Source organism: Corynebacterium tuberculostearicum SK141, from assembly GCF_000175635.1.
GTDB classification, from domain to species: domain Bacteria; phylum Actinomycetota; class Actinomycetes; order Mycobacteriales; family Mycobacteriaceae; genus Corynebacterium; species Corynebacterium tuberculostearicum_C.
In genome coordinates this window covers 305,362-331,164 of the sequence record NZ_ACVP01000023.1, presented here as the reverse complement: position 1 = coordinate 331,164, position 25,803 = coordinate 305,362, and the positions used below count along the sequence as shown (strand labels likewise).

Genomic DNA, 25,803 nt, shown 5'->3' with positions numbered 1-25,803 from the left:
ACCCCAACTAGCTGGTGGGGTGGGGGATAAGGCACACTGGCTACGTGCACACAGAAATTCTTGCAAATATTCCGTCTCCGCCGCAGGGCGTGTGGCAGTTGGGGCCCATTCCCATTCGTGCCTATGCGCTGTGCATCATCGTGGGTATTATCGTCGCCTTGCGAATGACCTTACGCCGCTACACCGCACGCGGCGGTAACCCAGACACAGTATGGGATGCCGCCATCGTGGTCATCCCAGCCGGCATCATTGGCGGGCGGCTCTACCACGTCATTACCGATAACCAGAAGTACTTCTGCGATAGCTGCAATCCCGCGGACGCGCTGAAGATTACCAATGGCGGACTGGGCATTTGGGGCGCCGTAGCCTTGGGCGCACTAGCTTTGTGGGTGCTTTTCAAAGTGAAAAAAGTACCGCTCGGCCCCTTTGCTGACGCGGTGGCGCCAGGCCTCGTCCTCGCGCAGGCGATTGGACGCCTAGGCAACTGGTTTAACCAAGAGCTCTATGGGCGCCCGACCGACGTTCCGTGGGCTTTAGACATCTATTACCGCGTCAATGAAAATGGCGGCTATGCTCCCGTTTCCGGACACTCCACGGGGGAGATCATGACCTCGGTGCACCCGACCTTCCTGTACGAGCTCGTGTGGAATGTCCTGGTCTGCCTTTTCCTCTTGTGGGCTCACAAGGCCTGGAAGTTGGGGCACGGGCGCGTCTTTGCCCTTTATGTCATGGGCTATACATTGGGCCGCTTCTTTATTGAAGGGATGCGTTCCGATGAGGCGACCCATATCTTTGGGGTCCGCGTGAATCTCATCGTGTCGCTTGTGATTTTTATCATCGCCGCGATTGTCTTCTTCGTGCTTGATAGGCACCGCCAGGGCCCAGAGTCCCCCGAAGAGGTAGATCCTAAGTATTGGGCGGAGCGCCGGAATACTGATGGGCACAGCCATGAGCACGCGGTATCTGACGGGCAGCAACCGGGTTCTTCATCGACGTAAGCATTGCCCAAGTGTGTCCGGTTGGTTTTGGGTTTGTGGGAAATAGGGCATTTTGGGGTGCCCGTTCAGAAAATGAACCCGAGAAATTGTGGCCCCAATCCTTTCGAAGTAGTAGGTTGGGGAGTGTTCAGTTTCCCCGACGGAATAGGCCAATAATGCTGGATAGAAGAACGAAGATTGTTTGTACTCTCGGCCCTGCCGTTGCTAGCGAGGATGGCATCTTGCGCCTCGTACAGGACGGCATGGACGTTGCCCGCCTGAATATGTCTCACGGCGAGCATGCAGACCACGAGGCGAATTACAACTGGGTGCGCCAGGCCACCGATAAAACCGGCCGCGCCGTCGGTATCTTGGCGGACCTCCAGGGCCCTAAGATTCGCCTTGGCCGCTTTATCAACGGCGAGGAGCAGTGGGATAACGGCCAGATCGTCCGCATTACCGTGGACGATATCGAAGGCACCCATGACCGCGTCTCCACCACTTACAAGGGCCTGGCGAAGGACGCCAAGCCAGGTGACCGCCTGCTGATCGACGACGGCAAGGTTGCCGTTGTTTGTAAGGAAGTCGACGGCAACGACGTCGTCTGTGAGGTCACCGAAGGTGGCCCGGTTTCCAATAACAAGGGCGTTTCCCTCCCTGGTATGGATATCTCCGTGCCGGCTTTGTCGGAAAAGGATATCGCTGACCTGCGCTTCGCTTTGAATCTCGGCGTTGACCTCGTGGCACTGTCCTTCGTCCGCTCCCCAGCAGATGTGGATAAGGTCCATGAGATTATGGACGAAGAGGGTCGCCGCGTTCCAGTTATTGCCAAGCTGGAAAAGCCTGAGGCAGTAGACGCGCTCGAGTCTATCGTGCTGGCATTCGATGCCATCATGATTGCCCGTGGCGACCTCGGTGTTGAGGTGCCGCTGGAGCGCGTGCCGCTGTTCCAGAAGCGCGCTATCCAGATTGCTCGCGAGAACGCTAAGCCGGTCATCGTGGCTACCCAGATGCTGGATTCCATGATTTCTAACCTGCGCCCGACCCGTGCAGAGGCTTCCGACGTGGCTAACGCCGTTCTCGATGGCGCTGACGCCGTTATGCTCTCTGGTGAGACTTCCGTGGGTATTGACCCGCAGAACGTCGTGCGCACCATGTCCAAGATCGTGGCTAATGCTGAAGATGGCGGCAAGGTTCCACCGCTGTCCCACGTTCCGCGCACCAAGCGTGGTGTGGTGTCCTATTCCGCCCGCGATATTGCCGAGCGCCTCAATGCAAAGGCCATCGTAGCCTTTACTACCTCCGGCGATACCGCTAAGCGCGTGGCTCGCCTGCACTCCCAGCTGCCACTGCTGGCATTTACGCCGGACCCAGCGGTTCGTTCCCAGCTGGCTTTGACGTGGGGTGCTGAGACCTTCTTGAGCCCGCACGTTAAGTCCACCGATGACATGATGGAAGCTATCGATGATGCATTGCTGGAGATGGACAGGTACGAGGAAGGCGACATGATTGTCGTCATTGCTGGTACTCCTCCAGGAATTGCTGGCAACACCAACATGATTCAGTGCCACCTGTTGGGTGAAACCAAGAAGTAGATTTTTGGCACGAGCGCCGCGACCCACCCTTTAACACGTTCCACGGGTCGCGGCGCTTTTCTATATACATTTATACAAATGTAGATTTATATTTACCTCGAGTACACTCAGCGGTTGCTTTCCTGACATGCGGCTGCAGTACTTTTTGGTTGTTCATGTTTCAGCTTCTCTACACATTCAAAGGACAACTGCACAATGACCTAAATCAGGCCGACTTGGCCTCAGTGGCTGCGCTTACCTCCATCCATTTTCATTTAATTGTCAATAAGCGTCGACGGGGGTAGGCTGAGTGCATGGCACACGAGCACCACGACCACGATCACTCCAGCACGCCGCTGCGCGCACTCTTGATTGCGCTAGGCATTACCGGCACCGTCTTCTTCGCGGAGCTGATCGGCGGCTGGTTGGCGGGTTCGATGGCGCTGATGGCGGATGCGATGCACATGCTTTCCGACGCTGCGGGGTTGATCATCGCGGTGTTAGCGGTGTTGGTTGGGCGCCGACAAGCATCGGCTCAGGCCACGTACGGCTACCGACGAGTGGAGGTGCTTGCTGCACTGGCGAACGCAGTGATGGTGCTGGCGATCTCGGTGTGGATTGTCGTCGAGGCGGTGCGCCGCCTGCAGAGCCCGGCCGAAGTGCAGGGAAAAACGATGCTGATCATCGCGGTGATCGGCCTGGTGGCGAATGCGCTATCGGCGTGGGTTCTGCACCGGCACCGCAAATCCTCGATCAACGTGGAGGGCGCGTTCTTGCACGTGTTAGTGGATATGCTCGGCTCGGTCGCAGTAATCGTGGCCGGCATCGTGGTACTGACCACGGGGTTTGTGGCGGCGGACGTGATCGCCTCCCTAGCGATCGCGGCGATGGTGCTGCCGCGCGCCTGGCAGCTCATGCGGCTTTCGGCGAGCGTGCTGCTCGAGCAAGTCCCGGCGGACTTCGACGCCAGTGCGATCGAGCCCGCGCTGCGGCAGGTCGAGGGCGTTGCTGACATCCACGACCTACACCTGTGGAGCCTGGACGGCGTGAACGTGCTCACGACCGTGCATATCGTGCGCGACGGCACCGTCGGCACCGGCCCGCTGTTGGATGCCGCCCAGCAGGCCCTGCGCGAACACGGTATCGAGCACTCCACCATCCAGATTGAGCACCCAGAGCACGAATCCCACGAGACGGTGTGCTGATTCCCTTCTAACCTGACTTAGGCCAATTTTGTGCGGAAGTTCGCGGCCGGTGATTACTTGGATGGTGGCAGTGAGGTCGGGCGGGAATGGTACGGCGGCGTGAATGGTTTCGCCGCCAACGACGAGTTGAAAGCTGCGGTATTTCTTGAGTGTTCTCACGAGGCGTTTGATGAAGTGACCACTGCGGGTCTCCATCAGGTGGGTCACGGCTAGTGCTGCCATCACAATATTGAGATGTGCTGTGATCGAGTTTTGTTTCCTCGCATAGATTGGGCGTGCTTTCAGGTCTGATTTCGACATCCGATACGACATTTTCAATGTGGAATAGCCTGCGGTAATGCCCGATAACCTCCTGGGCGGGAAGAGCGGTCAGGTCGGTTTCATAGCCTTTAATTCCGGCTAGGGCTCGGTGTTTGGCAGCAAGAGCGTAGTTGACCTTCTTGTTCGGGGTGGAAAGATCGAAATAGCGGTTGCGCTTAATGGCGATTTCGCCGTCAACAGCGCGTTTGGCTTTTGCGACTTGCTCTTTGATTCCGCGCAGGCCGCGTCTGGCCCGATCATAGGAGTACTGGAAGTGGGTCACCGTATTCGGGGTTGTGTGTTTGCGCGCATCGCTTGCCGAGGCTTGTGTCCAGATCTGGCCGTGGGCGTAGGCTTCACCAGGGATTTCCCGCCGCCAGGTTTCAATCACCTCAGGCACGGTGGGGTTTCACCGACAAAATGTAGTGCAGACCTGCATCTATCAATGCTTGCTTGTTCGGAGGGTATCAAGTTGTTTGTGTGTGGGGCTAGGTTTATAGGTATTTGTCGAAGCTGTCGGGGTAGGCCACGGCCATTTGGTTAATGGCTTGTTTCCAGCCGGAAACTCGGGCTCCTTCCATGAGTCTGCCGGCTGTTGCTGAGACTCGTTTGCCTTGCTTTGCCCTCTTTGCGGCTCGTTTGTCTTCGATGTTGCAGATCATCAACCATAGCGTCTTGAGCGCTGATTCATTGTTAGTGAACTGCACCCTGTTGTGGGTAGCTTTCCGCAGTTCATTGTTGAATGATTCAATCGAATTCTTCGTGTAAATGACCTTGCTGGCTGCTGGTGGGAACTGGAGAAACGGTACGAAACGCGCCCATGCATCTCGCCAGACTTTGACTGAGCGTGGATACTTTTCTGCCAATTCAGAGGCTTCAAATTCGTCTAAGGCAGCCTTAGCTGTGGACTCGTCCGTGGCGGTGTAAATCTTTTTCAACGCGGCCGATACGCCCCGGCGATCCCCGTAGGCTACCCACCGGTTAGCGGCACGAATCAGGTGCACGATACAGGTTTGCACCATAGAGTTCGGCCACGTTGCCTCAACTGCTTCAGGCAGACCTTTAAGCCCGTCACAGCAGACGATAAAGACGTCCTTGACCCCACGATTGGAAAGATTGGCACATACCTGCGCCCAAAATGAAGCGCCTTCTTCTTTGGCAATCCACAATCCCAAAATGTGCTTGATACCGTCGAGATCCACGCCGATAGCCATGTACGCGGACTTATTGACCACTCGGCCGCCATCGCGGACTTTAATGCGCAGCGCATCCAGGAAAATGACCGGGTAGAACTCGTCTAGCTGGCGGTTTTGCCAGATCATGACCTCATCGAGGACGGCGTCAGTAACCGCTGAAATCGTCTCATGGGAAATATCAACACGCATCGCCATTGCCATATGATGCTGGATATCCCCAATTGTCATCCCACCGGCGTACAAGCTAACGATCATGTCATCGACATCAGTCAATCTCCTCGAGCCTTTAGGGACCATAGTCGGAAAGAATGTTCCAGCCCGATCTCTTGGCACATCAACGGTGACTGGCCCGTAGTTAGAATCCACGGTCTTTGGATACGACCCGTTGCGGTGATTGTCTGTTCTAGCTGCAGCTTTAGCGCTCCTGTCGCCAGACTCGTAGCCTAGGTGGGCATCCATTTCAGCGTTGAGGCCTCTGGTAATCGAGGCTTGTAACATGCCGCGAACCAGGTCGTTGGCATCCGTTGTAGACGTGCCTAGGTCATCAATCAGCTTCGCGATGTCAGGGTTAGCAAGCAGCTTCTTTTCAATCGCATCAATCTTGGCCTTATCAGCCGGATCTCGTCTCGCCACAGTAGTCATTCTGGTCCATCTCCTTATGCGGGTTAGGTACCCACACACAAACCATCAGACACTCTCTATTCCGAAGCCACTCCGGCGGCGTGGGCCGCGCACAACAAGGACCGCGATAAGCTGCAGGACATTAGCCGTGAGATGCTCGGCAGCGCCCTCGACTTGGTCATGGCCGCTGGCCACCCGTTCTACGACAATGACCACCAAAAGATCGAAACTCCGGATTACAGCTTCATGTACGAGGAGGACTACGCCAAGCTTTCCGCTGGCGAGACCGACTGGAACTACTTTGAGTCCAACGATGACTTCAAGAAGATGGCGGAAGGCGACGTCAAGCCGGACCAGAAGTACTGGGGTATCGCACAGGTAGGATCCACCTTGCAGAACTCTCGCTCTGGTGAGGCGAAGGAGCCGTACTCTGACCCGCTTAACGACGTCGTCGATCTCCCCACCATGACCACCGGCGCACTCAACGCACTGGGGCAGGATGAGGATGGATTCTCCGTCATGATCGAGGGCGGTGCCATCGACTGGGCTGGACACGGCAATAACCCGGTGCGCGACATCGAAGAAACCCAGGACTTCAACAAATCGGTCGATGCCGCCATCAAGTGGGTAGAGGAGAACTCTTCGTGGGAGGAGACCCTACTGGTTGTTACCGCAGACCACGAAACCGGCTATCTCTCCGGTGCGAACGAGGCTCCGACTGAGGATAACCCTGAGGCGGATAACCGCTTCAACGCTATGGAAGGTGAGAAGGGCAAGGTTGCTCGCCACGGTTGGTACTCCGGTCAGCACACCAACCAGTTGGTGCCGTTCTTCTTCAAGGGCGCCGGCTCCGAGGACATCATGGCCCGTACCTCTGGGACCGATTCGGTCCGCGGTGACTACATCGACAACACTCTGGTAGCCAACTTGACCTTTGATGAGTGGTGGAACGATGGCTCCGGCCAAGTAGACGACCCAGAGCAGCCAGAAGACGCTGCTAACCCGTCCGATGACGCCGATGCCGGCAAGGAAGGCAGCAGCAAGGGCTTTGCTGCTGGTCTAGCTACGGGTCTGGGGATTCTGGGCGCCGTTGTCGGTGGCCTCGGCTTCCTAGCTACGCAGATGGGCGTGCTTAACATTGACTTGAAGCCCATTTATGAGCAGCTCAAGCGCGTGGGCCTGCGCTAAACAGAATCAGGCACACCGCCTTACCTAAAGGTCCTGCCCTTTGCCGTGGAAGCGAAGGACAGGACCTTTTCTTAGCGCTGGGAAATCGGGGTCGGCTGGATCTTCCACACCTCGTTCGCGTAGTCCGCGATGGTTCGGTCCGAGGAGAAGCGACCCGAATAGCAGATATTCAGCCAGGCCTTCTTGGCCCATGCAAGATCGTCCTCTTGATACTCCGCGGCCATGCGGTCGCGGGTCTCGCGGTAGTCGGCGAAGTCACCGAGGACGTAGTACTGGTCTTGGGCGTGCTCCCCGAAGCCGTCGAGAAGCGAGGAACGCAAATCGCCGAAGATGCCGGCATTGTCGGCGCCCAGGGTGCCGTCGACTAGCGCATCCAGCGCGCGGGCCAAGCCTGGCACGCTCTGGTAAAGCTCGCCCGGGTTGTACTCGGCGCGCAGCTGCGGCAACTCCTCATTGCGGGCGCCGAAGATATAAGCGTTGTCCTCGCCAACCGCCTCGACGATTTCTACGTTTGCTCCATCCATGGTGCCCAAGGTCAGTGCGCCATTCATCATGAACTTCATATTGGACGTGCCGGAGGCTTCCTTGCCAGCCACGGAAATCTGCTCGGAGATATCAGCGGCCGGGATGATGTGCTCGGCGGGGGAGACGTTGTAGTTCTCTACGAAGACGACGCGGATGATGTCTTTGGTCGCCGGGTCGTTATTGACCAGATCCGCGATGGTGTTGATGAGCTTAATAATCGCCTTGGCGCGGTCGTAGCCTGGCGCGGCCTTGGCACCAAAGATGAAAGTGCGCTTCGGCACGGTTTCGCCCTCGTCCTTGATGCGGAAGTAGAGGTCGAGGACGTAGAGGGCGTTCATCAGCTGGCGCTTGTACTCGTGCAGGCGTTTAATCTGCACGTCAAAGATGGAATCGGGGTCGATTTCAGCGCCTTGGTGGTCGTTTACCCACTGCGCAAAGTCGCGCTTATTGGCCTGCTTGATGGCGATGAGCTGGTGCAGCAGGTCCCCGTCGTCGGCCTTATCGGCGAGTTTGGCCAGCTGGGTGAGGTCAGTAACCCACGCATCGGAACCATCCTGCTGTGTGAGCAGTTCTGCCAGGCGGGGGTTGCACATCTTTAGCCAGCGGCGCGGGGTGACGCCATTGGTCTTATTGTTGAATTTTTCTGGCCAGAGATCGTGCCATTCGGATAACGTATCGGCCTTGATGATCTCGGTATGCAGGGCGGCGACACCGTTAATGGAGTAGGCGGCGTAGCAGGCGATCCAGGCCATGTGCACGTGCCCGTTGGATACCGGCGCCATGTAGTCAATGCGGCCCTGATCTAGGCCGCGGTTGGCCATATCTTCGCGGAAGCGGCGGTCGATTTCCTCCACCAACTGCCAGATGCGCCAAAACAGCTTTTGGAAGATGGACACTTCCCAGCTCTCCAGGGCCTCTGCGAGCACGGTGTGGTTGGTGTAGGCGAAGGTCTCGGTGACGATCTTCCACGCCGCATCCCAGCTCAGTCCGTGGTCATCGAGCAGAATGCGCAGGAGCTCTGGGATGGCGAGCACTGGGTGGGTGTCATTGAGCTGGATGGAGTTGTACTGCGCAAAACCGGTGAGGTCCTCGCCGTGCTGGGCAATGTAGTTATCCACCATGGTCTGCAGGGATGCGGAGACAAAGAAGTACTGTTGGCGAACGCGCAGTACCTTGCCCTCGTAGGTGGTGTCGTTGGGGTAGAGCACGCGGCAGATATCCATGACGCGCTCGCGATCCACAATGGCCTCCGTAAAGCGCTGGGAGTTGAAGGCATCGTAATCGAATTCAGCGATGGGCTCGGACTTCCACAGGCGTAGCGTGCCTACGTTATCGGTTCCGTAGCCAGTAATAGGCATGTCATAGGGAATGGCGCGCACGTCCATGTCGTCGAAGTGGACACGGCGCTGCTCGGAGGCGCGGCGGATGATGAAGTCATAGCCGTTTTCCATCCACGCATCAGGCTGTTCCTTCTGGAAGCCATTCTCGAAGGACTGGCGGAACAGGCCGTAGCGGTAGAGCAGGCCATAACCGGTAACGGGGTAGTCCTGGGTGACAGCGGAATCGAGGAAGCAGGCGGCGAGGCGGCCGAGGCCACCGTTGCCGAGCGCGGCATCGTGCTCGGCTTCGAGAACATCGCTCAGCTCGTGGTCGGCGGCGGTGGCGGCAGCCTTGGCATCGTCAACCAAGCCCAGGTTGGTGAGGTTATTGAGCAGCGCGCGGCCCTGCAGGAACTCCGCGGAGAAGTAATGCTGCTGGCGGGTCGCAGCGTAGGCGGAACGGGTGCGCTCCCAATTATCGGCAATCTGCTCCATGACGGCACCAGATAGGCCCGACCAGAACTTGCGGTAGGAAGCGCTGTGCGGGCTTACACCGGAGGCCGCACGAACATGGGAGGGAACGGTGGATTCGAAAACAGAGTGCCGTGGCTGGCTCATGTGAAACCTTAAGGTAGTGGGAAGTCACGAAACGCCTGCCAGCTTAATAGGATTGGCGCCGCCTTGCAGGGAGGAAATAGGTAAAGGCGCACCGGGTACTTAGGGCTTTGCCAAGTAGGTCAATGCCGCACCATACGCTGCCCGGGTGGAGGCATAGACGGTCGGGGCATAGTCCGGCAGGAAGGTTGCTTGGTGGTTGACCGGTGGGTCTTGCAACTCGTCTTCCGGGGTGCAGCCGATATGCCAGAAGACATAAGGCACGCCCCATGCCTGGGGTAGGTAGCAAAAGTCCTCAGAGGCGGTAGAAGGGGCGGCGATGACCGAATCGGAGCCGAAGGCGGCATCGAAAACCTCGGCCACTGGTGCGTGGGCCGTGGCGTCGTTATCGGTGACCTCGCCGTGAGCGTAGTACTCAAAGGTCGGGTCTTGCTCGCTTCCGGACGCCGCACACTCGGCCTTGACCATGCGCTCGAGGGAGGCATAGACCTTTTCCGCGAGTGCGGGATCGTAGTAGCGCGTATTGAGTACCAACTCGGCGGATTCGGGAATGATGTTGTTTTTATCGCCGGAGTGTAGCTCGCCTACAGAGATGACAAAGAACTCGTGTGGGGCAACTTCGCGGCCCACAATAGCTTGGAGGCGGGTGACGATCATGGCCGCGATATAGGTCGGATCGATGGAGTTATGGGGCATGGAAGCGTGGGCCGATTTTCCAAAGACGCAAATGCGCAAGGAATCGCAGCCGGCCATGATGGGGCCTGCGGTATGGCGTACGGTGCCGGCGCGGCCGGGCATGATGTGTTGGCCAAGGCAAATATCGGGACGCGGCACGCGCTCGATGAGGCTATCGGCCAACATGTCCTTAGCGCCCACGGAGGATTCTTCGGCCGGCTGGAAAAGGGCGAGGAAGGTGCCGGACCAGGAATTACGGGAGGCGTCGAGAAGCGCGCAGGCACCCAGCAGCGCCGTGGTGTGCATATCGTGCCCGCAGGCGTGCATCTTTCCATTAGTGGCGGAATAGGACACGCCGGTGGCCTCTTCCACGGGCAGGCCGTCAAAGTCCGCACGCAGCAAAGCAGTGGGGCCATCGCCGTTGCGGAAGATGGCGACCATGCCAAAACCGCCGATGTTTTCTACTACCTCGCAGTCAAAATCGGCGAGCTTGGCGCGGATGCGACCGGCTGTGCGCTCCTCTTCATGCGAAAGCTCGGGGTGGCGGTGCAGGTCCTCATAAAAGTCCTGCTGCCACCCCAGATCGGCTTCTTGGGAAGTGACGAGCTGGGCGATGCGGGCAGAATCAGACATGGTTTCACACCTTAGGGATTGGGTAGGGTTGGCGCTATGCCGGTTATTCAATTTGATGTTTTGGTTCCCAACGCGCAAGCAGAGCGCGTCGCGGACATCTTTACCACCGCCACCGACAAGCTGGTGGAGAGCGGTTCGCTTTCCTCAGCTGACGTTACCCGCCCAGAGGCACCGCAGTTTCCAGAGGGGTTGGAAGAGCAGCTGCGGCAAAATTATCGCGACGAGCATGAGGACCGCGACCTTGCGGACGCGAGCGTGCACCGCTATGACATCGCGGTGGCGGGCGTGAGTGGCTCGGTTAACCAGCTGGGCATGGTGCTCTCGCGCCTTCTCACCCCGCATGCAGTGCTGCCCAAGGACCACGTATTGCTAGAAGATGAGCTGGCGCATGAGCGGCCCGCAATCTTCCCGTGGTCGCTGTCCATTCGGCCTTAGAGCTGCTTGACGATGTCCCCGGCGGCCGCCGCCAGCTGCTGGGCCAGCGTGCCCTCTTGGCTAAGGGGAGCGCAGTAGGCGTCGGTGTCATGCTCGAAGGAGCCGGCGATAATGCCCACCGGTGTTCCGGATTGTTGCGCGAGATCCGTGATGGTTCCGACTGCCTTGCCGGTCAGAGACTGTTCATCAAAGCGGCCCTCGCCGGTAATGACAAGATCGGCCGAGGCGATCTTTTCCGGAAGCCCCAGTGCTGCGGCCACATGCGTGCCGCCGGACAGGACGCGCACGTGTTCGTCTGAACCCCAGAGGGTGCGCGAGAGCCAGGACAGGCCGATGGGAAGGCCGCCCGCGGCGCCAAAATATGCAGAATCTGCATCGGTGTCGGTAACTTCGCATGCTTGGAGCATGGCGCCGGCCAGCAGCGCTACTTGTTCGCCTTTCGCTCCCTTTTGGGGACCGTACATGGTCGCCGCCTGCACTGGGGTAGCGCGGGTATCTGCCAACAGGGTGAAGTCGAGCATGCCCGCCTTGATATTGAGCTGCGCGGTATCGATGTGGTCGAGCTGAACTAGGGGAGCGCCGCCCTTGGGCAGGGCATAGCCGCGGGCGTCGTGCGCGGCGGCGCCGAGTGCGGTGAGGATGCCCATCCCGGCGTCAATGCTGGCGGTGCCGCCTAATCCCAGCACGATCGAGGTGGCGCCACGTGTTTCTGCGTCCGCGACGAGCACGCCGGTGCCATAGGAATCGGCGTGGAGCGGATCAAGGCTGTCCTGCACGGCTGGCAGCCCAGTGGCAGAGGCGACGTCAATGAACGCAGTGGCTCCGGCGAGAACATAGCTTGCCTGAGTCAAGCGGCCAATGGCGTCGGTAGTGGGCAGGGTAATGGTCTCGGCGGATTGTCCGCCGGACGCTGCCGCTTGTGCAAGGACAGTGGCGGTGCCTTCGCCGCCATCGGCCATGGGCAGGGTGGTCACCGTGGCGTCGGGAAGCGCTTGACGCACCCCCATAGCAATGCTGGCTGCGGCCTCGGGCGCGGAAGCGGTGCCTTTAAACGAGTCTGGGGCGACAACAATATGCATGCCGTGATTATAAAGCCCGCCCACGATGGGACACTGCGCGGCTTAAGATTCGAACGGGCTACAGAAAATAGTTAACTTTATTGTCGCTGGTAAGAGGTGTTGTATGTCTCCCTAAAGCCTCGAACCTGCTTGCATTATCGGTAGTTTGATAGGAAACTGGTATCTGTTCTTACAAGTCCACAGAATGGAATGCACACCATGTCAGTAGATAGCCAAATCTCTGAGTACTACGACAAATTGCTCAAGCGCAATGCGGGAGAACCAGAATTCCACCAAGCGGTTTCTGAGGTCCTGGATTCGCTGAAAATTGTCCTAGAAAAAGACCCGCAGTACGCGGACTACGGCTTGGTGGAGCGCCTGTGTGAGCCTGAACGCCAGCTCATCTTCCGTGTGCCATGGATCGACGATAATGGCGAAATCCAGGTCAACCGCGGCTTCCGCGTTCAGTTCAACTCCGCGCTCGGCCCCTACAAGGGCGGCCTGCGATTCCACCCCTCGGTCAACTTGGGCATCATCAAGTTCCTTGGCTTCGAGCAGATCTTCAAAAACTCCCTGACAGGTCTGCCCATTGGTGGCGGCAAGGGCGGTTCTGACTTTGATCCTAAGGGCAAGTCCGAGGTAGAGGTCATGCGCTTTTGTCAGTCCTTCATGACCGAGCTGCACCGCCATATTGGCGAATACCGCGACGTGCCGGCCGGTGACATTGGCGTCGGCGGCCGCGAGATCGGCTTCCTTTTTGGCCAGTACCGCCGCCTGACCACCCAGCATGAATCCGGCGTCCTCACCGGCAAGGGATTGACTTGGGGTGGCTCCCTGGTTCGTACTGAGGCCACGGGCTTTGGCACGGTCTACCTCACCAATGAGATGATGAAGACGCACGGCGAGTCTTTCGACGGCGCCAAGGTTATCGTCTCCGGTTCTGGCAATGTGGCCATCTACGCCGCAGCCAAGGCTCAAGAGCTCGGCGCCACCGTAGTTGCGATGTCTGATTCCTCCGGCTACATCACCACCCCGAATGGCGTGGACATTGAACTGCTCAAGGATGTAAAGGAAACCCGCCGTGAACGTATTTCCACCTACGCCGAAGAGGCTGGAAACGGAGTGGAATTCCACAAAGGCGGAAATATCTGGGAAGTAAAGGCAGACGTAGCTCTACCATGTGCCACCCAAAATGAGCTCGATGGCGATTCTGCCAAGAAGCTCGTTGACGGCGGCGTGCGTTACGTAGCCGAAGGTGCCAATATGCCGTCTACCCCAGAGGCGGTCCACGTCTTCCAAGAATCCAAGATCAACTTCGCGCCGGGCAAGGCAGCCAACGCTGGTGGCGTTGCTACCTCCGCGCTGGAAATGCAGCAAAACGCATCCCGCGACTCCTGGTCGTTTGATTACACCGATGATCGCCTCCACGCGATCATGTCCAATATCTTTAAAAACATCGATAGTACGGCCAAGGAATATGACCGTGAAGGCGATTACGTTGCCGGTGCAAATATTGCTGGCTTCAAGAAGGTAGCGGACGCCATGTTGGCACAGGGCGTTATCTAGCTGCTCACTTCTTCTTTCAAGCTCCCTTTCTGTGCTGCCTTTGTGTAGTGGAGAAGGGGAGTTTGTGCTGTAAATACGCGCCATAGATTGTGTGAGTGGGTGGGTGGAAGGCGATTGTCTGCACTGGAGGGTAAATCCGCAGTACACACTCGGTGCGTGGCCTCCACGTTTGGCACGTGAGGGCATGTAAAATTCGCAGCATGTACCGTGTCTTTGAGTCCCTAGATGAACTAGTCCAGCACTTGGAAGAGGCCCATAGCCTCCCCATGACCTCTAATTGCATGGTTCCGCGCCATGAAATGCTCGCGCTTCTCGACGACCTCCGTAACGCCCTGCCCGTTGAAATTGATGACGCGCAGGATGTCTTGGATAAGCAGGATGAAATCCTCCACGGCGCCGAAGAGCGTGCGGACCAGACCATCAATGACGCTAATGCGCAGGCCGACGACATCGTGGGCCATGCTCGCGAAGAGGCGGATGCCACGGTGTCCCACGCAGAACAGCATGCCGCCAAGCTAGTGGCTGATGCTGAAGCTCGCGCTCAGTCCATGGTGGAACAAGCCCGCGCGGAAGCAGACCGCACCATTGCTCAGGCGAATGACGAATATGAGCGTTCCGTTGCAGAAGGCCGCGCCGAGCAAGAGCGTATGGTTTCGGAATCTGAAGTTGTGCGCCGCGCTGATGAGGAAGCACACCGCATCGTGGAGTCCGCCCACACTGAGTCCAACCGTCTGCGCAGTGAATGCGATGAGTTTGTAGACGGCAAGCTAAGCGAATTTGAAACCACCCTCAATGGGCTGCTGCGCACCGTAAGCTCCGACCGCTCTGCACTGCGCGGCGGTGCCGGGGTCCGTTCCCGCGGCGGCGACTACCAGCCCTCGGGACGTGCCGGCGGCGTTGCGGGCGGCTCCCGCTACGCAGAAGGCGAGGCCTACGAGCGTCGCTATAACGAGCGCTAAACCTTTAAATTCTTTCTGCCCTTAAGCTTCATTTCCCGGAGGCACCCGGGCTAAGGAGCTTAAGGGGTGAGGGGTGGTTTAGCCCCTTATATCAGGCACGGCCAAAGGCTCTGGTGGGTGGGCAGACGGTTTGTCGTACACCGTCTGCCCACCCACCAGAGCCTTTATGTTTTCCTACCAGCGCAGGCAGTTCAGGAGGTTGCGCGGGAGCGAGGCTGTGTGGTGGGCACTGCCGTATTCGGTGCATGGGGAGCAGCTGTTAACGGCGTGTGTGTGGACGTGGCGCTGCTTTCCTTCCTCGATGTGAGACGCGCAGGCGCGGCGGATTGGACGGCCATACATGCTGCAATGATTGTGGTCACTAATCCAGGGAAAAGGAATGCAACGAGTGCGGTAAAGAAATAGGAAGACAGTGACGTCAAAGAACTATCACTAAAGTTCTGCGGAAAGCACACGGCGCACATACTCACTAGCGCACCTGTGGCAACCAGCATGGTGCCTACAGAAATAAGCGCCGTGGGAATGGTCTCCCGAGAAAACCAGGTAATGGCGCCTGCGCTTAGGGAAAAGATGAGTGCGCCGGTGAGCACCGAAAGGTCCATGCCAGTGGGCAATACCAGGATGGTGCCAGCTATCAAACCAGCAATGATGCTGCAGATGAGTGCAGTAAAGAGGCGAATCCCACTAGCGCCATAGATTCCTGAACGGTCCGGCCGTGGAGTCGCGTGCACGAGCGTGCCGGCAATGGTTAATACCGCGGCAGGAAGGCAGCTAAACACGGCGAATCCGAGTGCGATGCTGCGTGGATCCGTGGAGGCTAGCGCCAAGTGGTAAGTCATGCCTCCACACTAAAGACGGCATTGGCTTGGGCAAAGGCTAATCCGGAAAGGCATAGGCCCTTTTACTTTAAACGACAGACTCTTGACAGAAAGTTTGCCTGTGCTGGCCGCTAGGCGGAGTTTGCGGGGCAAGGTAGACTACCTAGTGTTATGACATCACCATTGAAGTTCGATGTGGGCGAATTGTTGAACGCCCAAGGCGCTGACGCACTGCCGGAGCAACGCACCCAGACCGGCCCCGCACCTGAGAGGATTGGCGTCGAGATGATCGCCATTCCGAAGGGCGAAGAGCTTACCGTAGACGCCACCTTGACCCCACTTGGTGCAGGTGTCTTGGTGGACGCCAACGTATCCGGCCGGCTAACCGGGGAATGCTCCCGGTGCTTGAAGGAACTGCACCCAGAGCTGGACTTGCATGTCACGCAGGTCTTTGCCGCCGATGAATCCTTCGTCTCCGGCGATGATCCTGCAGCCGATGATGAAGGCTCCGGAGATGAGATTCCGGAGATCGAGGATGATGAGCTGAACCTTTTGCAGGCCGTGATCGATGAGGCAGGACTCAACCTTCCCTTTGCGCCGGTATGTGAAGATGGCTGTGAGATTGACACGCCTGAAGGTGTGACCACCGGTATCTCTGGCGAAGAAGAGGAAGACAAGGTCGATCCCCGCTGGGCTGGTTTGGAGAAGTTCCTATGAGCCGCAAAAAGAAGCTAACCGGGGAAGAAGCGCTGGCAGCCGAGTTTGCTGCCGTAGACCACACCCCATTGTTGGAATCGCTTGGCGTGGATTTGCAGCCAGAACACCTGCGCCTAGCGCTTACTCACCGCTCTTTTGCCAATGAGAATGGGCATTTGCCTAATAACGAGCGCTTAGAGTTTTTGGGCGATGCGGTGCTGGGCCTGTCGGTGGCCTCCCAGCTCTACATCACTTATCCCTCTCGTCCGGAATCGGATATTTCCAAGATGCGTGCCTCGATCGTCTCGCGCTACGGACTATCGGATATCGCCCGTGAGATAAACCTCGGCCCGCACATTTTGCTGGGCAAGGGAGAGCAGTCCACTGGTGGCCGCGATAAGGATTCCATTCTTGCCGATACCACCGAGGCAATCTTTGGTGCCATCTACCGCGAGCATGGATTCGAAACCGCGCGAGATGTCATCTTGCGCTTGTTTGCAGAAAAGATCGACAACGCCACTGTGAGTGGTCGCCACCTGGATTGGAAGACCACCCTGCAGGAGCTGTGCGCCGAGCTTAAGGCACCGATGCCGGTCTATTCGGCTACCTCCACTGGCCCAGAACATGATCAGACCTTTAACGCGGTAGCTACCGTCGCTGGTCTGACCGTGGGCAATGGAGTGGGACACAATAAGAAGTTGGCCGAGCAGCAAGCGGCTCAGGAAGCCTGCCAGACTTTGCGCGAGACTCCTCTCTTGGTGCAGGGCACTGCGCATAAAGAAGGCTAAGCATGCCGGAACTGCCGGAAGTCGAGTCCGTCCGCCGGGGTCTTGAGCCCCATGTGGTGGGGCGGACTTTTGAGTCTGTGCAAGTCCTGCACCCGCGTGCCAACCGTGGCCAAGATGAGCCACTCTCCGGTCTTCTTATCGGTAAAGAGGTCGCCGCTGTGGCTCGGCGGGGAAAGTTCATGTGGCTGGAATTCGTGGGCGAAGATTCCATGGATCCCCACCGCGACGTCCTCTTCATCCACTTGGGCATGTCGGGCCAAGTTCGAATCGGCACGACCGATTCGCCGCATCTGCGCATTAGCGCTCAGCTAAGCGGTGGGGTAGAGCTTAGCTTTGTAGACCAGCGCACCTTTGGCTATTGGCTCTATGCACCGTGGGCGAAGATCTCGCACATTGGCATTGACCCGTTGGAACCAGACTTCGACATTGTGGCAACCGCACGGCGCTTGCGGGCCAAGAAGACTGCAGTAAAGACTGCACTATTGGATCAAACCTTGGCTTCTGGAATCGGCAATATCTATGCCGATGAATCCTTGTGGGCGGCACAGATTCCGCCCCGCAAAAGGGCATCGACGTTGCGGCAAAAGGATGCCGTAGCCCTGCTCGAATCGGCCCAAGAGGTCATGACCGCCGCCCTAAAAGTGGGTGGCACGAGCTTCGATTCCTTGTACGTCAACGTGAATGGTGAATCGGGATATTTCTCGCGGTCCCTGGCCGCGTATGGGCGGGCTGGCCAGCCCTGTCAGCGGTGTGGTACGCCCTTGGAGCGCTGCGTAATTTCAGGGCGTTCCACCCATTTCTGCCCCCATTGCCAATAAGTTATGGCGCATGGGGTTCACGTTGTGAACCTCAAGGCAGTAAATTATTCTGCATGGATTTTCTTGAAAATGTCGTAACGACATTTAATGACGGCGTATGGTCGTGGATTCTGCCCTGGCTGCTCATCGCTGCGGGCCTATTCTTCGGCATCCGTACCGCTTTGGTGCAGGTGCGCATGGTGCCGGATATGTTCCGCGCGGTCGTCGAGCGGCCAAAGGGGGAGGGCCGCGATGAGGATGAGGACTATGGCGGCATCTCTGCTTTCAAGGCCTTTACTATCTCGGCCGCCTCCCGCGTTGGCACCGGCAACGTGGCCGGCGTGGCTGTGGCCATTTCCGTGGGCGGCCCAGGTGCAGTCTTTTGGATGTGGCTCATCGCCATCCTCGGTGGCGCAACTGCATTCATCGAATCCACCCTGGCGCAGCTGTGGAAGGTGCGCGATGGTGACGGGTACCGCGGCGGCCCTGCGTACTACATGAAGCGCGGTTTGGGCTGGGGCCCGCTCGGTGTTCTTTTCTCCATCGCTATTGCCTTTACCTTTGGCTTGGTCTACAACGCCTTCCAGACCAACGCCATTGCAGATGCGGTGTCCTTCTCCTTTGACCGCGATGACACCATGTTCCGCTCCATCATCGGTGTTGTTATTGCCGTGGTTGCAGGCCTCATTATCTTTGGCGGCGTCAACCGCATTGCCAATATCACCCAGATCATCGTGCCATTTATGGCGGTGGCCTACCTGCTCGTCGGTGGGTTTGTTGTCATCACCAACTTTGACAAGGTGCCGGGAATGATTGGCGATATCGTCGGCCACGCTCTGGGTATTAAGGAAATCGCTGGCGCCGGTCTTGGTGCGGCCATGATGAAGGGTATTCAGCGCGGACTGTTCTCCAACGAAGCTGGTGAGGGCTCTGCTCCGAACGCAGCCGCTACCGCGGCAGTGTCCCACCCGGTCAAGCAGGGTTTGGTTCAAACCCTCGGCGTGTACTTTGACACTTTGGTGGTGTGTACCATCACCGCCTTTATCATCCTGCTGGGACCAGAGATTGCCTACGGCGCCGAAGCAGAAGGCGTCTCCTTGACTCAGGCGGCACTGTCTTCTGAGGTGGGCGACTGGGGCATCCACTTCGTTAGCTTCATCCTCTTCTTCCTGGCTTTCTCCTCCATCCTGGGCAATTACTACTTGGCGGAATCTAACCTGGAATACCTCACCCAGAGCAAGCCTGCGTTGGTGATTTTCCGCCTCGTCGTTCTCTTCTTCGTTTGGTTTGGCGCAGTGGGCTCCCTGCCGCTGGTCTTTGCGTTGGCCGATACCGGTGCGGCAACCATGGTGATCCTCAATATCATCGCCATCGTGCCGCTATCCGGTGTGGCGATTAAGCTGCTCAAGAATTACAACGAACAGCGCAGCCACGGCATTGACCCGGTATTCCACCGCGATATGATGCCGGAACTGAAGGGCGTAGAGTGCTGGGACGGATCCGATCCCGTTACTCGCCGCAGCGAAGAGGATCGCCGCGTATTGCGCGATAAGGGACACCACGACCGCTATTAGAAATTTGGGAGGCCGCATGGCACTGGAGAGAATGACCGCTTTTGTCCATGGGCACGTCCAAGGAGTGGGCTTTCGTTGGTGGACGCGCTCCCGGGCCTTGGAGCTCGGTTTGAGCGGGCATGCCACCAATCTGAGAGATGGCCGGGTGCAGGTGGTAGCGGAAGGCCCGCGGGAGAAATGCGAGGACTTGCTGGGCCTCCTCAATGAGCAGCCGAGTACGACCCGCCGCCCGGGAACGGTGGATCTGGTTGTCGAACAATGGGCTTCCCCTAAGGGCGAATCTGGCTTCATCGAACGTTAACTCGCAGCACAAGCCCGCCGAAGCGAGCCTCTAGGCTCGGCTGGGCAGCTGCGTTCAAGGCTTGCTAAACTTACCCAAATGCACCTGAAATCGCTGACGCTGAAAGGCTTCAAATCATTCGCGTCGGCGACGTCTCTGAAATTCGAGCCCGGAATTTGCGCCGTCGTCGGACCGAATGGCTCCGGCAAGTCCAATGTGGTGGACGCCCTGGCCTGGGTTATGGGTGAGGGAAGCGCCAAGACGCTGCGCGGCGGAAAGATGCAGGACGTCATCTTCGCCGGCGCCGGCGACCGCAAGGCTCTGGGGCGCGCCGAGGTCACCCTCACCATCGATAATGCGGACGGTGCGCTGCCGATCGAATACTCGGAAGTGTCGGTCACCCGCCGCATGTTCCGCGATGGCGCCAGCGAATACGAAATCAATGGCTCCAAAGCGCGCCTGATGGATATTCAGGAGCTGCTATCTGATTCGGGCATTGGCCGCGAGATGCACATTATCGTCGGCCAGGGCAAGCTTTCTGAGATCCTGGAATCGCGGCCCGAGGACCGGCGCTCGTATATCGAAGAGGCCGCGGGTGTGCTTAAGCACCGCCGCCGCAAGGAAAAAGCGCAGCGCAAGCTCACCGGCATGCAGGCCAATTTGGATCGCCTGCAGGACCTTACTGATGAGTTGGGCAAACAGCTCAAGCCTTTGGCCCGCCAGGCTGAGGCCGCGCAGCGCGCCGCCACTGTGCAGGCTGATCTGCGCGACGCCCGCCTGCGGCTGGCAGGAGATAGGGTGGTGCGCCTGCGCAGCAAGTTCCAGGAGGCCGAGCGCGCGGCAGAGGTCTTAGCCGAGCAGGTAGAAGAAGTTACCGCGCAGCTGGAAGAAGCAACAGGTTCGCAGCTAGAAGTGGAAGCCCAGCTAGAGGAGGTAAACCCCAAGGCGGATGCTGCCCAAAAACTGTGGTTCGATCTGTCCACACTTTCCGAGCGCATTTCCGCGACCCTGCGTATCGCGGAGGAACGAGCGGCCAATGCCGGCGCACAGTTGGCCTATTCTGGCCAGGATCCGGATGACCTAGAGGCACGGGCTGCCCGCGCGGACGAAGAACATGCAGAGCTTCTCGCCGCAGCGGAGGAGGCTGCGGAACGCCTGGAGGCTATCCGCGAAGAGGTAGCAGAGCGCCGTGAGGCATTCGAGGCCGCGGAGCGCGAACACATGGCGCAGCTGCGTGCCATTGCGGATAGGCGCGAGGGCGTCGTCCGCCTCATCGCCGCAGAGGAAAAGGCGGCAGGCCAGGTTACTTCGGCCGAAGAGGAGCTGGCGCGCCAAGAGGAGACCCTGACTTCTACCAAGCAGCGCACCCAAGCCGCCCAGGCGGAAGCCGATGAGGTGGCGGATAAGCTGCAGTCTTTGGCCGGCGAGCGCGAGCCGCTCGAGGAAGCCCATGTGCGGGCGGCCAGTGAATCGGGTGCGGCCGATAAGCGTTTGGAGCAGCTTCGCGACGAGCAACGCGAGCGTGAGCGCGCTGTCTATACCCTGCGTTCCCGCATCGATACCTTGGCCCAGACCGCGCCGGAAAAGATTGAGGTAGGCGAGCATTTCCAACCGTTGGCGGAGTTCATTACCACCAAGTACGAGACCGCGGTAGCTGCCGCGTTGGGTGCTTTTGCAGAGGCCCAGGCCGGCGAGATTTCTGCCCAGCTGATTGCAGACTTGGAAAAGGGCACGCGCTCCGCGCTTATCGACGTCTCCGTGGCCGCCCCCTCCTCTTCCTGGCGCGTGGATGCGACTTTGCCCGCAGGCACCTCGTGGTTGCTCGACCATATTGCGGTGGTCCCCGAGGTATCCGCTGCGCTGCACCGCCTCCTTGCGGATGTCGTGCTCGTCTCCGATGTCGCGGAGGCGAAAAAGCTGGTGGCAGAGGATCCGCGCCTGCGTGCCGTCACCGAATCCGGCGTGGTGCTGGGTGAAGGTTGGGTAGAAGTGGGCACTGGTGCCTCATCCACGGTCGAGGTTTCCGCCCGCATCGCGGAGGCAGAGGAGCAGCTGGAATCCGCCACGCAGGAGCTGGAAGAACTATCCGGCACGCTCGAGGGCGCGAAGATCGCGGCGGAGGATGCCCGCGTGACTGCAGCCTCGGCGAAGGCTGCCTTGCGCGAGCACGATACCGAAGTTGATGCGTGGAAGCGCGATCACCAGCGTCTGCTCAAGCAGTACGAGGCCAATAAGAACGAGCACGAGAAGGCCGCGGCGCGCGCGACCGAGATCGAGGTCAAGCTGACCGAGGCCCGCACGCAGCTTGCCGACGCCCGCGATAGGCTCGCCCGCGTCGATGCGGACGAGCAACCCGACGAGCCTTCTTCGGCAGAGCGCGACGAGGCCTCTGCAGCACTAGAGCAGGTCAAGTCCATGGAAATGGAGGCGCAGGTGGCAGCCCGCTCGGCCCAAGACCACGTGGGTCAGGTAGCGGGGAAGGGGGAGGCATTGCGTCGCCAAGCGCAGCATGAACGCCAAGCCAAGGCCCGCCATGAGCAAGCCATGGCGCGGCGCAAAGCCCAGGGAGAATTGGCCGGTGCGGTAGCCAAGCATTCCCGCGATCTGGCCGCCCGCGCCGCGCAGCTGCTTGAGCGCGCGACCTCTGAGCGCGATGACTACTTTGCGCAGCGCACCTCCCTAAACTCACAGCTGCAGCAGGTCAAGCAACACGTATCGGCCGCGCGGCAGCAGCTGGACCGGCTGAGCAACCGCGCCCATGACTCCGAAATTGCTCGCTCCCAGGCGCAGGTGCGTGTAGACGAAGCAGAGGCCAAGATTGTGGAACAGCTGGGCATTGCGATTTCGGATCTCTTGCAGGACTACACTCCAGGCGAAGATTTCGACCGCGGGGCGGAAAATGCGCGCTTGAAGCAAGCAGAAAAGGACCTCAATTCACTAGGCAAGGTCAATCCGCTCGCGCTGGAAGAATACAAGGCTTTGGAAGAGCGCTATTCCTTCCTTTCTACTCAGTTGGAGGATGTCATCCAGGCCCGCAAGGATCTTGCGGGTGTTATCGAAGACGTAGACGCGCAGATCTTGCAGCTTTTTACCGATGCGTGGCACGACGTCGAGGCAGAATTTCCAAAGGTTTTCCAGACCCTTTTCCCCGGTGGAGAGGGGCGCCTTATCCTCACCGAGCCGGAGGACATGCTCACCACCGGCATCGAGGTGGAAGCGCGCCCACCGGGCAAGAAAGTCAAGCGCCTGTCCTTGCTATCTGGTGGCGAGAAGTCACTTACTGCGCTTGCGATGCTGGTAACCATCTTCCGCGCCCGCCCCAGCCCGTTCTATGTCATGGACGAGGTTGAGGCAGCGCTTGATGACGTCAACCTGCGCCGCCTCATTGCCCTCTTTGAGGAGCTGCGGAAAGACTCGCAGCTAATCGTGATTACGCACCAAAAGCCGACGATGGATGTCGCCAACGTCCTCTATGGCGTAACCATGCGCGGCGATGGTGTTACTCGCGTGATTTCGCAGCGCATGAATCCCGCAGGCAGCGCCCCTGGAACGGAGCAAGCCAGCGAGGATGCCACTCGCTTGGGCGTAGATGCTCCCCGTGGTGAGGAGGCGGGGAAGTAGCCTGGGCTCGTCGACTTCCCGCAGAATTCCTTCCGCTATAGGAGGGGGTTTGGCGTGCCGCGAGCTGAGAAGACTGGCACTATAGAGGCATGAATTCTTTATGGTTATGGATCGGCATTGCGATCGTCGTCATCGTGCTGATTATTCTTTTCGTAGTAATCGGCAAAAAGCGCGGCGACGCCAAGAAGGTGTCCTTTGATAAGCCTGCTGAGGAAGAACCGAAGCAGCTGACCCAGGAGCAAAAGTCCGGCAACTATCAAGCCAAGTCCGGCTTTAACTTCGCTCCTGCTGGCGGCGCTAAGGAAGCGCAGAAAGCCCCGGTTCAGGCGGACAAACCCGGCGCGAACAAGCCTGCCCCAGAAAAACACGCTCAGTCGCAGCAGGCCGCTAAGGCAGAGCCGAATGCTACCGCCATCGCCAACGAGCAGCTCAGCGGCAAGACCTCACAGTCTAAGGAAAAGTCGCAGGCACAGGCTAAGCCGCAGGCTGATAAGCCACAGTCTGCTCAGCCCACGACTGATGCCGCGGCAAACAAGCCCGTAGCCGACAAGTCTGTGGCAGACAAGTCTGTGGCAGAGGGACCAGAAACCAAACCGGCACCTCAGCAGGAGAAGCCGGCGAAGACCGACAAGCCGGCAGAGCCTTCTAAGCAGGCCCAGGCCCAAGCGCCAGCGGAGGAGAAGAAGCAAGCGGCAGAATCTTCCGCTGATAAGGCAGACAAATCCCAGTCCAAGGGAGCTGGCGCTGCGGCGGCGGCTGCTGCTGGCGCGGCAGGCGTAGCGGGTGCGGCAGCTGGGGCGTCGGAAAGCGAAGAATCGCACGCGGACCGTGCCCCAGAAAAGGCTGAGCAGCCAGAAGCTGCACCCAAGGCAGAAGAGCCGGCAGCTGCCGAAAAGGCAGAAGATCCAGAAGACGTTGTCTCCGTGGAGAATGCCGAGGTAGAAGAGGAGTCCCCAGTCTTCGACGAGGTTGTTGAAGACAATGATGCGGAAGACATCGAGGAGCGGGTGGACGACCGCGAGGAGGCCGAAGAGGCCGCAGCTGCTGCCGAGGCGCAAACCGGTGCAGCCGAAGCTGCCAAGGAACAGACCGAGGCTCCAGAGGGCGAACCTGCTCCAGCGCCAGCTCCGCAGGATGATATCGCACCCGCCGGTGGGCGTCTTGGCCGTTTGCGCGGGCGCCTTTCGCGCTCGCAAAATGCCATCGGCCAAGGGCTCATGGGAATTTTGTCCGCAGGCGATCTGGATGAAGACGCCTGGGAGGAAGTCGAAGACACGCTCATCATGGCGGATTTGGGCACCAAGTCCACGATGAAGGTGACCGATTCCCTGCGCGAGAAGATTGCAGAGCGCGGCGTCTCCAGCGAGGATGAGGCACGTGCCATGCTGCGCGAATGCCTGATTGAAGCAGGCCACCCAGAGATGGATCGCTCCATTAAGGCCATGCCGAATGAGGGCAAGCCGGCCATCGTGATGGTCGTCGGTGTCAATGGCACCGGTAAAACCACAACCACCGGCAAGCTTGCTCGCGTGCTGGTAGCCATGGGCCACAAGGTCCTTTTGGGTGCGGCCGATACTTTCCGTGCTGCGGCCGCTGATCAGCTTGAGACGTGGGGTCGCCGCGTTGGCGCCGATACCGTGCGCGGCAAGGAAGGCGCTGACCCAGCATCGGTAGCCTTCGACGCGGTAGCAACCGGCGTGGAACAGCAAGTAGATGTGGTCTTGGTCGACACCGCAGGCCGCCTCCACACCTCCACGGACTTGATGGACCAGCTGGGCAAGGTCAAGCGCGTGGTGGAGAAGAAGACCGATGTGGACGAGGTCCTGCTGGTATTGGATGCCACGGTGGGGCAGAACGGCCTTACTCAGGCGCGTATTTTCCGCGAGGTAGTAGATATTACCGGTGTGGTTCTTACCAAGCTGGATGGTACTGCCAAGGGCGGCATCGTCTTCCAAGTACAAGAAGAATTGGGTGTTCCAGTCAAGCTTGTGGGCTTGGGCGAAGGCGCCGATGATCTCGCGCCATTCGAAGTTGAAGGCTTCGTCGACGCCCTGTTGGGTGAGAAGTAGCAGCTAACCTTTCTAACTCCCCCTGCATATCGGGTGCCACGTACGTGCACCACGGTGTGCTGGGGGAGTCCTTCGTTTTCATGGGAGAGTTATAGCGTGCAGCAATCTCGCGAATTCTTTTCGCTCTCATCTCGCTGTCAGTTCGCAGACTATGCAAAAAGGCCTATGCATTTGGCGCGGGAAAAAATCCTGCTGAGCGCCTGTGAATTCTCTGCCTGCGAGCGTAATTGTGGCGGTTGTGCTTGTCTTTTATGAAGCGTAGGGGGATGCTGCAATGTGGTTTGACCTTGGCGGGAATGGTAGCCTGAAAGGGC

18 protein-coding genes and 2 pseudogenes are annotated in these 25,803 nt (G+C 58.8%); 14 read left to right on the top strand and 6 right to left on the bottom strand.

The genetic code is table 11. The annotated features are described in order from the left end of the window. The first annotated feature begins 44 nt into the window (after positions 1-44). The 3 genes from lgt (at position 45) to CORTU0001_RS08020 (ending at position 3,756) form a co-directional block, all read left to right on the top strand. The gene (gene lgt, locus CORTU0001_RS08030) at positions 45-998 is read left to right on the top strand and encodes a prolipoprotein diacylglyceryl transferase (protein WP_005328808.1); all 954 of its coding nucleotides are present in this window, start codon (positions 45-47) and stop codon (positions 996-998) included. 158 nt (positions 999-1,156) lie between these two features. After that, positions 1,157-2,572 (top strand): pyruvate kinase, encoded by a 1,416-nt coding sequence (pyk, locus tag CORTU0001_RS08025; protein ID WP_100067822.1) that lies wholly within the window; start codon positions 1,157-1,159, stop codon positions 2,570-2,572. Positions 2,573-2,865: 293 nt separating this feature from the next. Further along, positions 2,866-3,756, top strand: a complete 891-nt coding sequence (locus tag CORTU0001_RS08020) for a cation diffusion facilitator family transporter (RefSeq protein ID WP_005328806.1) — start codon at positions 2,866-2,868, stop codon at positions 3,754-3,756. A gap of 30 nt (positions 3,757-3,786) precedes the next feature. Here CORTU0001_RS08020 and CORTU0001_RS11890 read toward each other — a convergent pair. Further along, positions 3,787-4,514: pseudogene (locus CORTU0001_RS11890) on the bottom strand (IS1634 family transposase); the annotation flags it as partial. 36 nt (positions 4,515-4,550) lie between these two features. Continuing rightward, positions 4,551-5,894, bottom strand: coding sequence for an IS256 family transposase (locus CORTU0001_RS08010; RefSeq protein WP_005328804.1), 1,344 nt, complete (start codon positions 5,892-5,894; stop codon positions 4,551-4,553). A gap of 72 nt (positions 5,895-5,966) precedes the next feature. On the opposite strand from CORTU0001_RS08010, the pseudogene CORTU0001_RS08005 reads away from it, so the two are divergent. Beyond that, positions 5,967-7,061, top strand: a pseudogene (locus CORTU0001_RS08005) (alkaline phosphatase); the annotation flags it as partial. A gap of 71 nt (positions 7,062-7,132) precedes the next feature. On the opposite strand, the gene CORTU0001_RS08000 reads toward CORTU0001_RS08005, so the two are convergent. Next, a complete protein-coding gene (locus tag CORTU0001_RS08000) occupies positions 7,133-9,523 on the bottom strand; it encodes a glycogen/starch/alpha-glucan phosphorylase (RefSeq protein ID WP_005328802.1) in 2,391 nt (796 codons plus the stop codon). Positions 9,524-9,622: 99 nt separating this feature from the next. Continuing rightward, positions 9,623-10,828 carry an amidohydrolase gene (locus tag CORTU0001_RS07995; protein WP_005328800.1) on the bottom strand — a complete coding sequence of 402 codons (1,206 nt, stop codon included), beginning with the start codon at positions 10,826-10,828 and terminating at the stop codon, positions 9,623-9,625. 36 nt (positions 10,829-10,864) lie between these two features. Here CORTU0001_RS07995 and CORTU0001_RS07990 point away from each other — a divergent pair, with 36 nt between their 5' ends. Next, the gene (locus tag CORTU0001_RS07990; protein ID WP_005328799.1) at positions 10,865-11,263 is read left to right on the top strand and encodes a hypothetical protein; all 399 of its coding nucleotides are present in this window, start codon (positions 10,865-10,867) and stop codon (positions 11,261-11,263) included. On the opposite strand, the gene CORTU0001_RS07985 is transcribed toward CORTU0001_RS07990, so the two are convergent. Further along, positions 11,260-12,342, bottom strand: coding sequence for a glycerate kinase (locus CORTU0001_RS07985; protein ID WP_034668482.1), 1,083 nt, complete (start codon positions 12,340-12,342; stop codon positions 11,260-11,262). The two genes, CORTU0001_RS07990 and CORTU0001_RS07985, sit on opposite strands and share 4 nt — an antisense overlap. A 198-nt stretch (positions 12,343-12,540) precedes the next feature. Here CORTU0001_RS07985 and gdhA point away from each other — a divergent pair, with 198 nt between their 5' ends. Beyond that, positions 12,541-13,887 (top strand): NADP-specific glutamate dehydrogenase, encoded by a 1,347-nt coding sequence (gene gdhA / locus CORTU0001_RS07980; RefSeq protein ID WP_005328795.1) that lies wholly within the window; start codon positions 12,541-12,543, stop codon positions 13,885-13,887. A gap of 200 nt (positions 13,888-14,087) precedes the next feature. After that, positions 14,088-14,846: a DivIVA domain-containing protein gene (locus tag CORTU0001_RS07975; RefSeq protein ID WP_005328793.1), complete on the top strand. Its 759-nt coding sequence runs from the start codon at positions 14,088-14,090 to the stop codon at positions 14,844-14,846. Positions 14,847-15,037: 191 nt separating this feature from the next. Here the strand turns inward: CORTU0001_RS07975 and CORTU0001_RS11520 are convergent, their stop codons facing one another. Further along, positions 15,038-15,685, bottom strand: coding sequence for a hypothetical protein (locus tag CORTU0001_RS11520; RefSeq protein WP_005328791.1), 648 nt, complete (start codon positions 15,683-15,685; stop codon positions 15,038-15,040). A gap of 150 nt (positions 15,686-15,835) precedes the next feature. Here CORTU0001_RS11520 and CORTU0001_RS07965 point away from each other — a divergent pair, with 150 nt between their 5' ends. The 7 genes from CORTU0001_RS07965 (at position 15,836) to ftsY (ending at position 25,489) form a co-directional block, all read left to right on the top strand. Then, a complete protein-coding gene (locus CORTU0001_RS07965; RefSeq protein WP_005328789.1) occupies positions 15,836-16,381 on the top strand; it encodes a YceD family protein in 546 nt (181 codons plus the stop codon). Continuing rightward, positions 16,378-17,148, top strand: a complete 771-nt coding sequence (gene rnc, locus CORTU0001_RS07960; RefSeq protein WP_005328787.1) for a ribonuclease III — start codon at positions 16,378-16,380, stop codon at positions 17,146-17,148. Before CORTU0001_RS07965 ends, rnc begins: the two co-directional genes overlap by 4 nt. Positions 17,149-17,150: 2 nt before the next feature. Further along, a complete protein-coding gene (gene mutM / locus CORTU0001_RS07955) occupies positions 17,151-17,966 on the top strand; it encodes a bifunctional DNA-formamidopyrimidine glycosylase/DNA-(apurinic or apyrimidinic site) lyase (protein ID WP_005328785.1) in 816 nt (271 codons plus the stop codon). Positions 17,967-18,019: 53 nt separating this feature from the next. Further along, complete coding sequence (locus CORTU0001_RS07950) at positions 18,020-19,519, top strand: alanine/glycine:cation symporter family protein (protein ID WP_005328783.1); 1,500 nt, start codon at positions 18,020-18,022, stop codon at positions 19,517-19,519. Positions 19,520-19,535: 16 nt separating this feature from the next. Next, positions 19,536-19,820 (top strand): acylphosphatase, encoded by a 285-nt coding sequence (locus CORTU0001_RS07945; protein WP_034668477.1) that lies wholly within the window; start codon positions 19,536-19,538, stop codon positions 19,818-19,820. A gap of 78 nt (positions 19,821-19,898) precedes the next feature. Continuing rightward, on the top strand, positions 19,899-23,420 hold the full coding sequence (smc, locus tag CORTU0001_RS07940) for a chromosome segregation protein SMC (RefSeq protein WP_005328778.1): 3,522 nt from the start codon (positions 19,899-19,901) through the stop codon (positions 23,418-23,420). An 89-nt stretch (positions 23,421-23,509) separates the two neighbouring features. Further along, entirely contained in the window at positions 23,510-25,489 is a 1,980-nt protein-coding gene (gene ftsY / locus CORTU0001_RS07935) for a signal recognition particle-docking protein FtsY (protein ID WP_005328777.1), read from the top strand. Positions 25,490-25,803 lie beyond the last annotated feature (314 nt).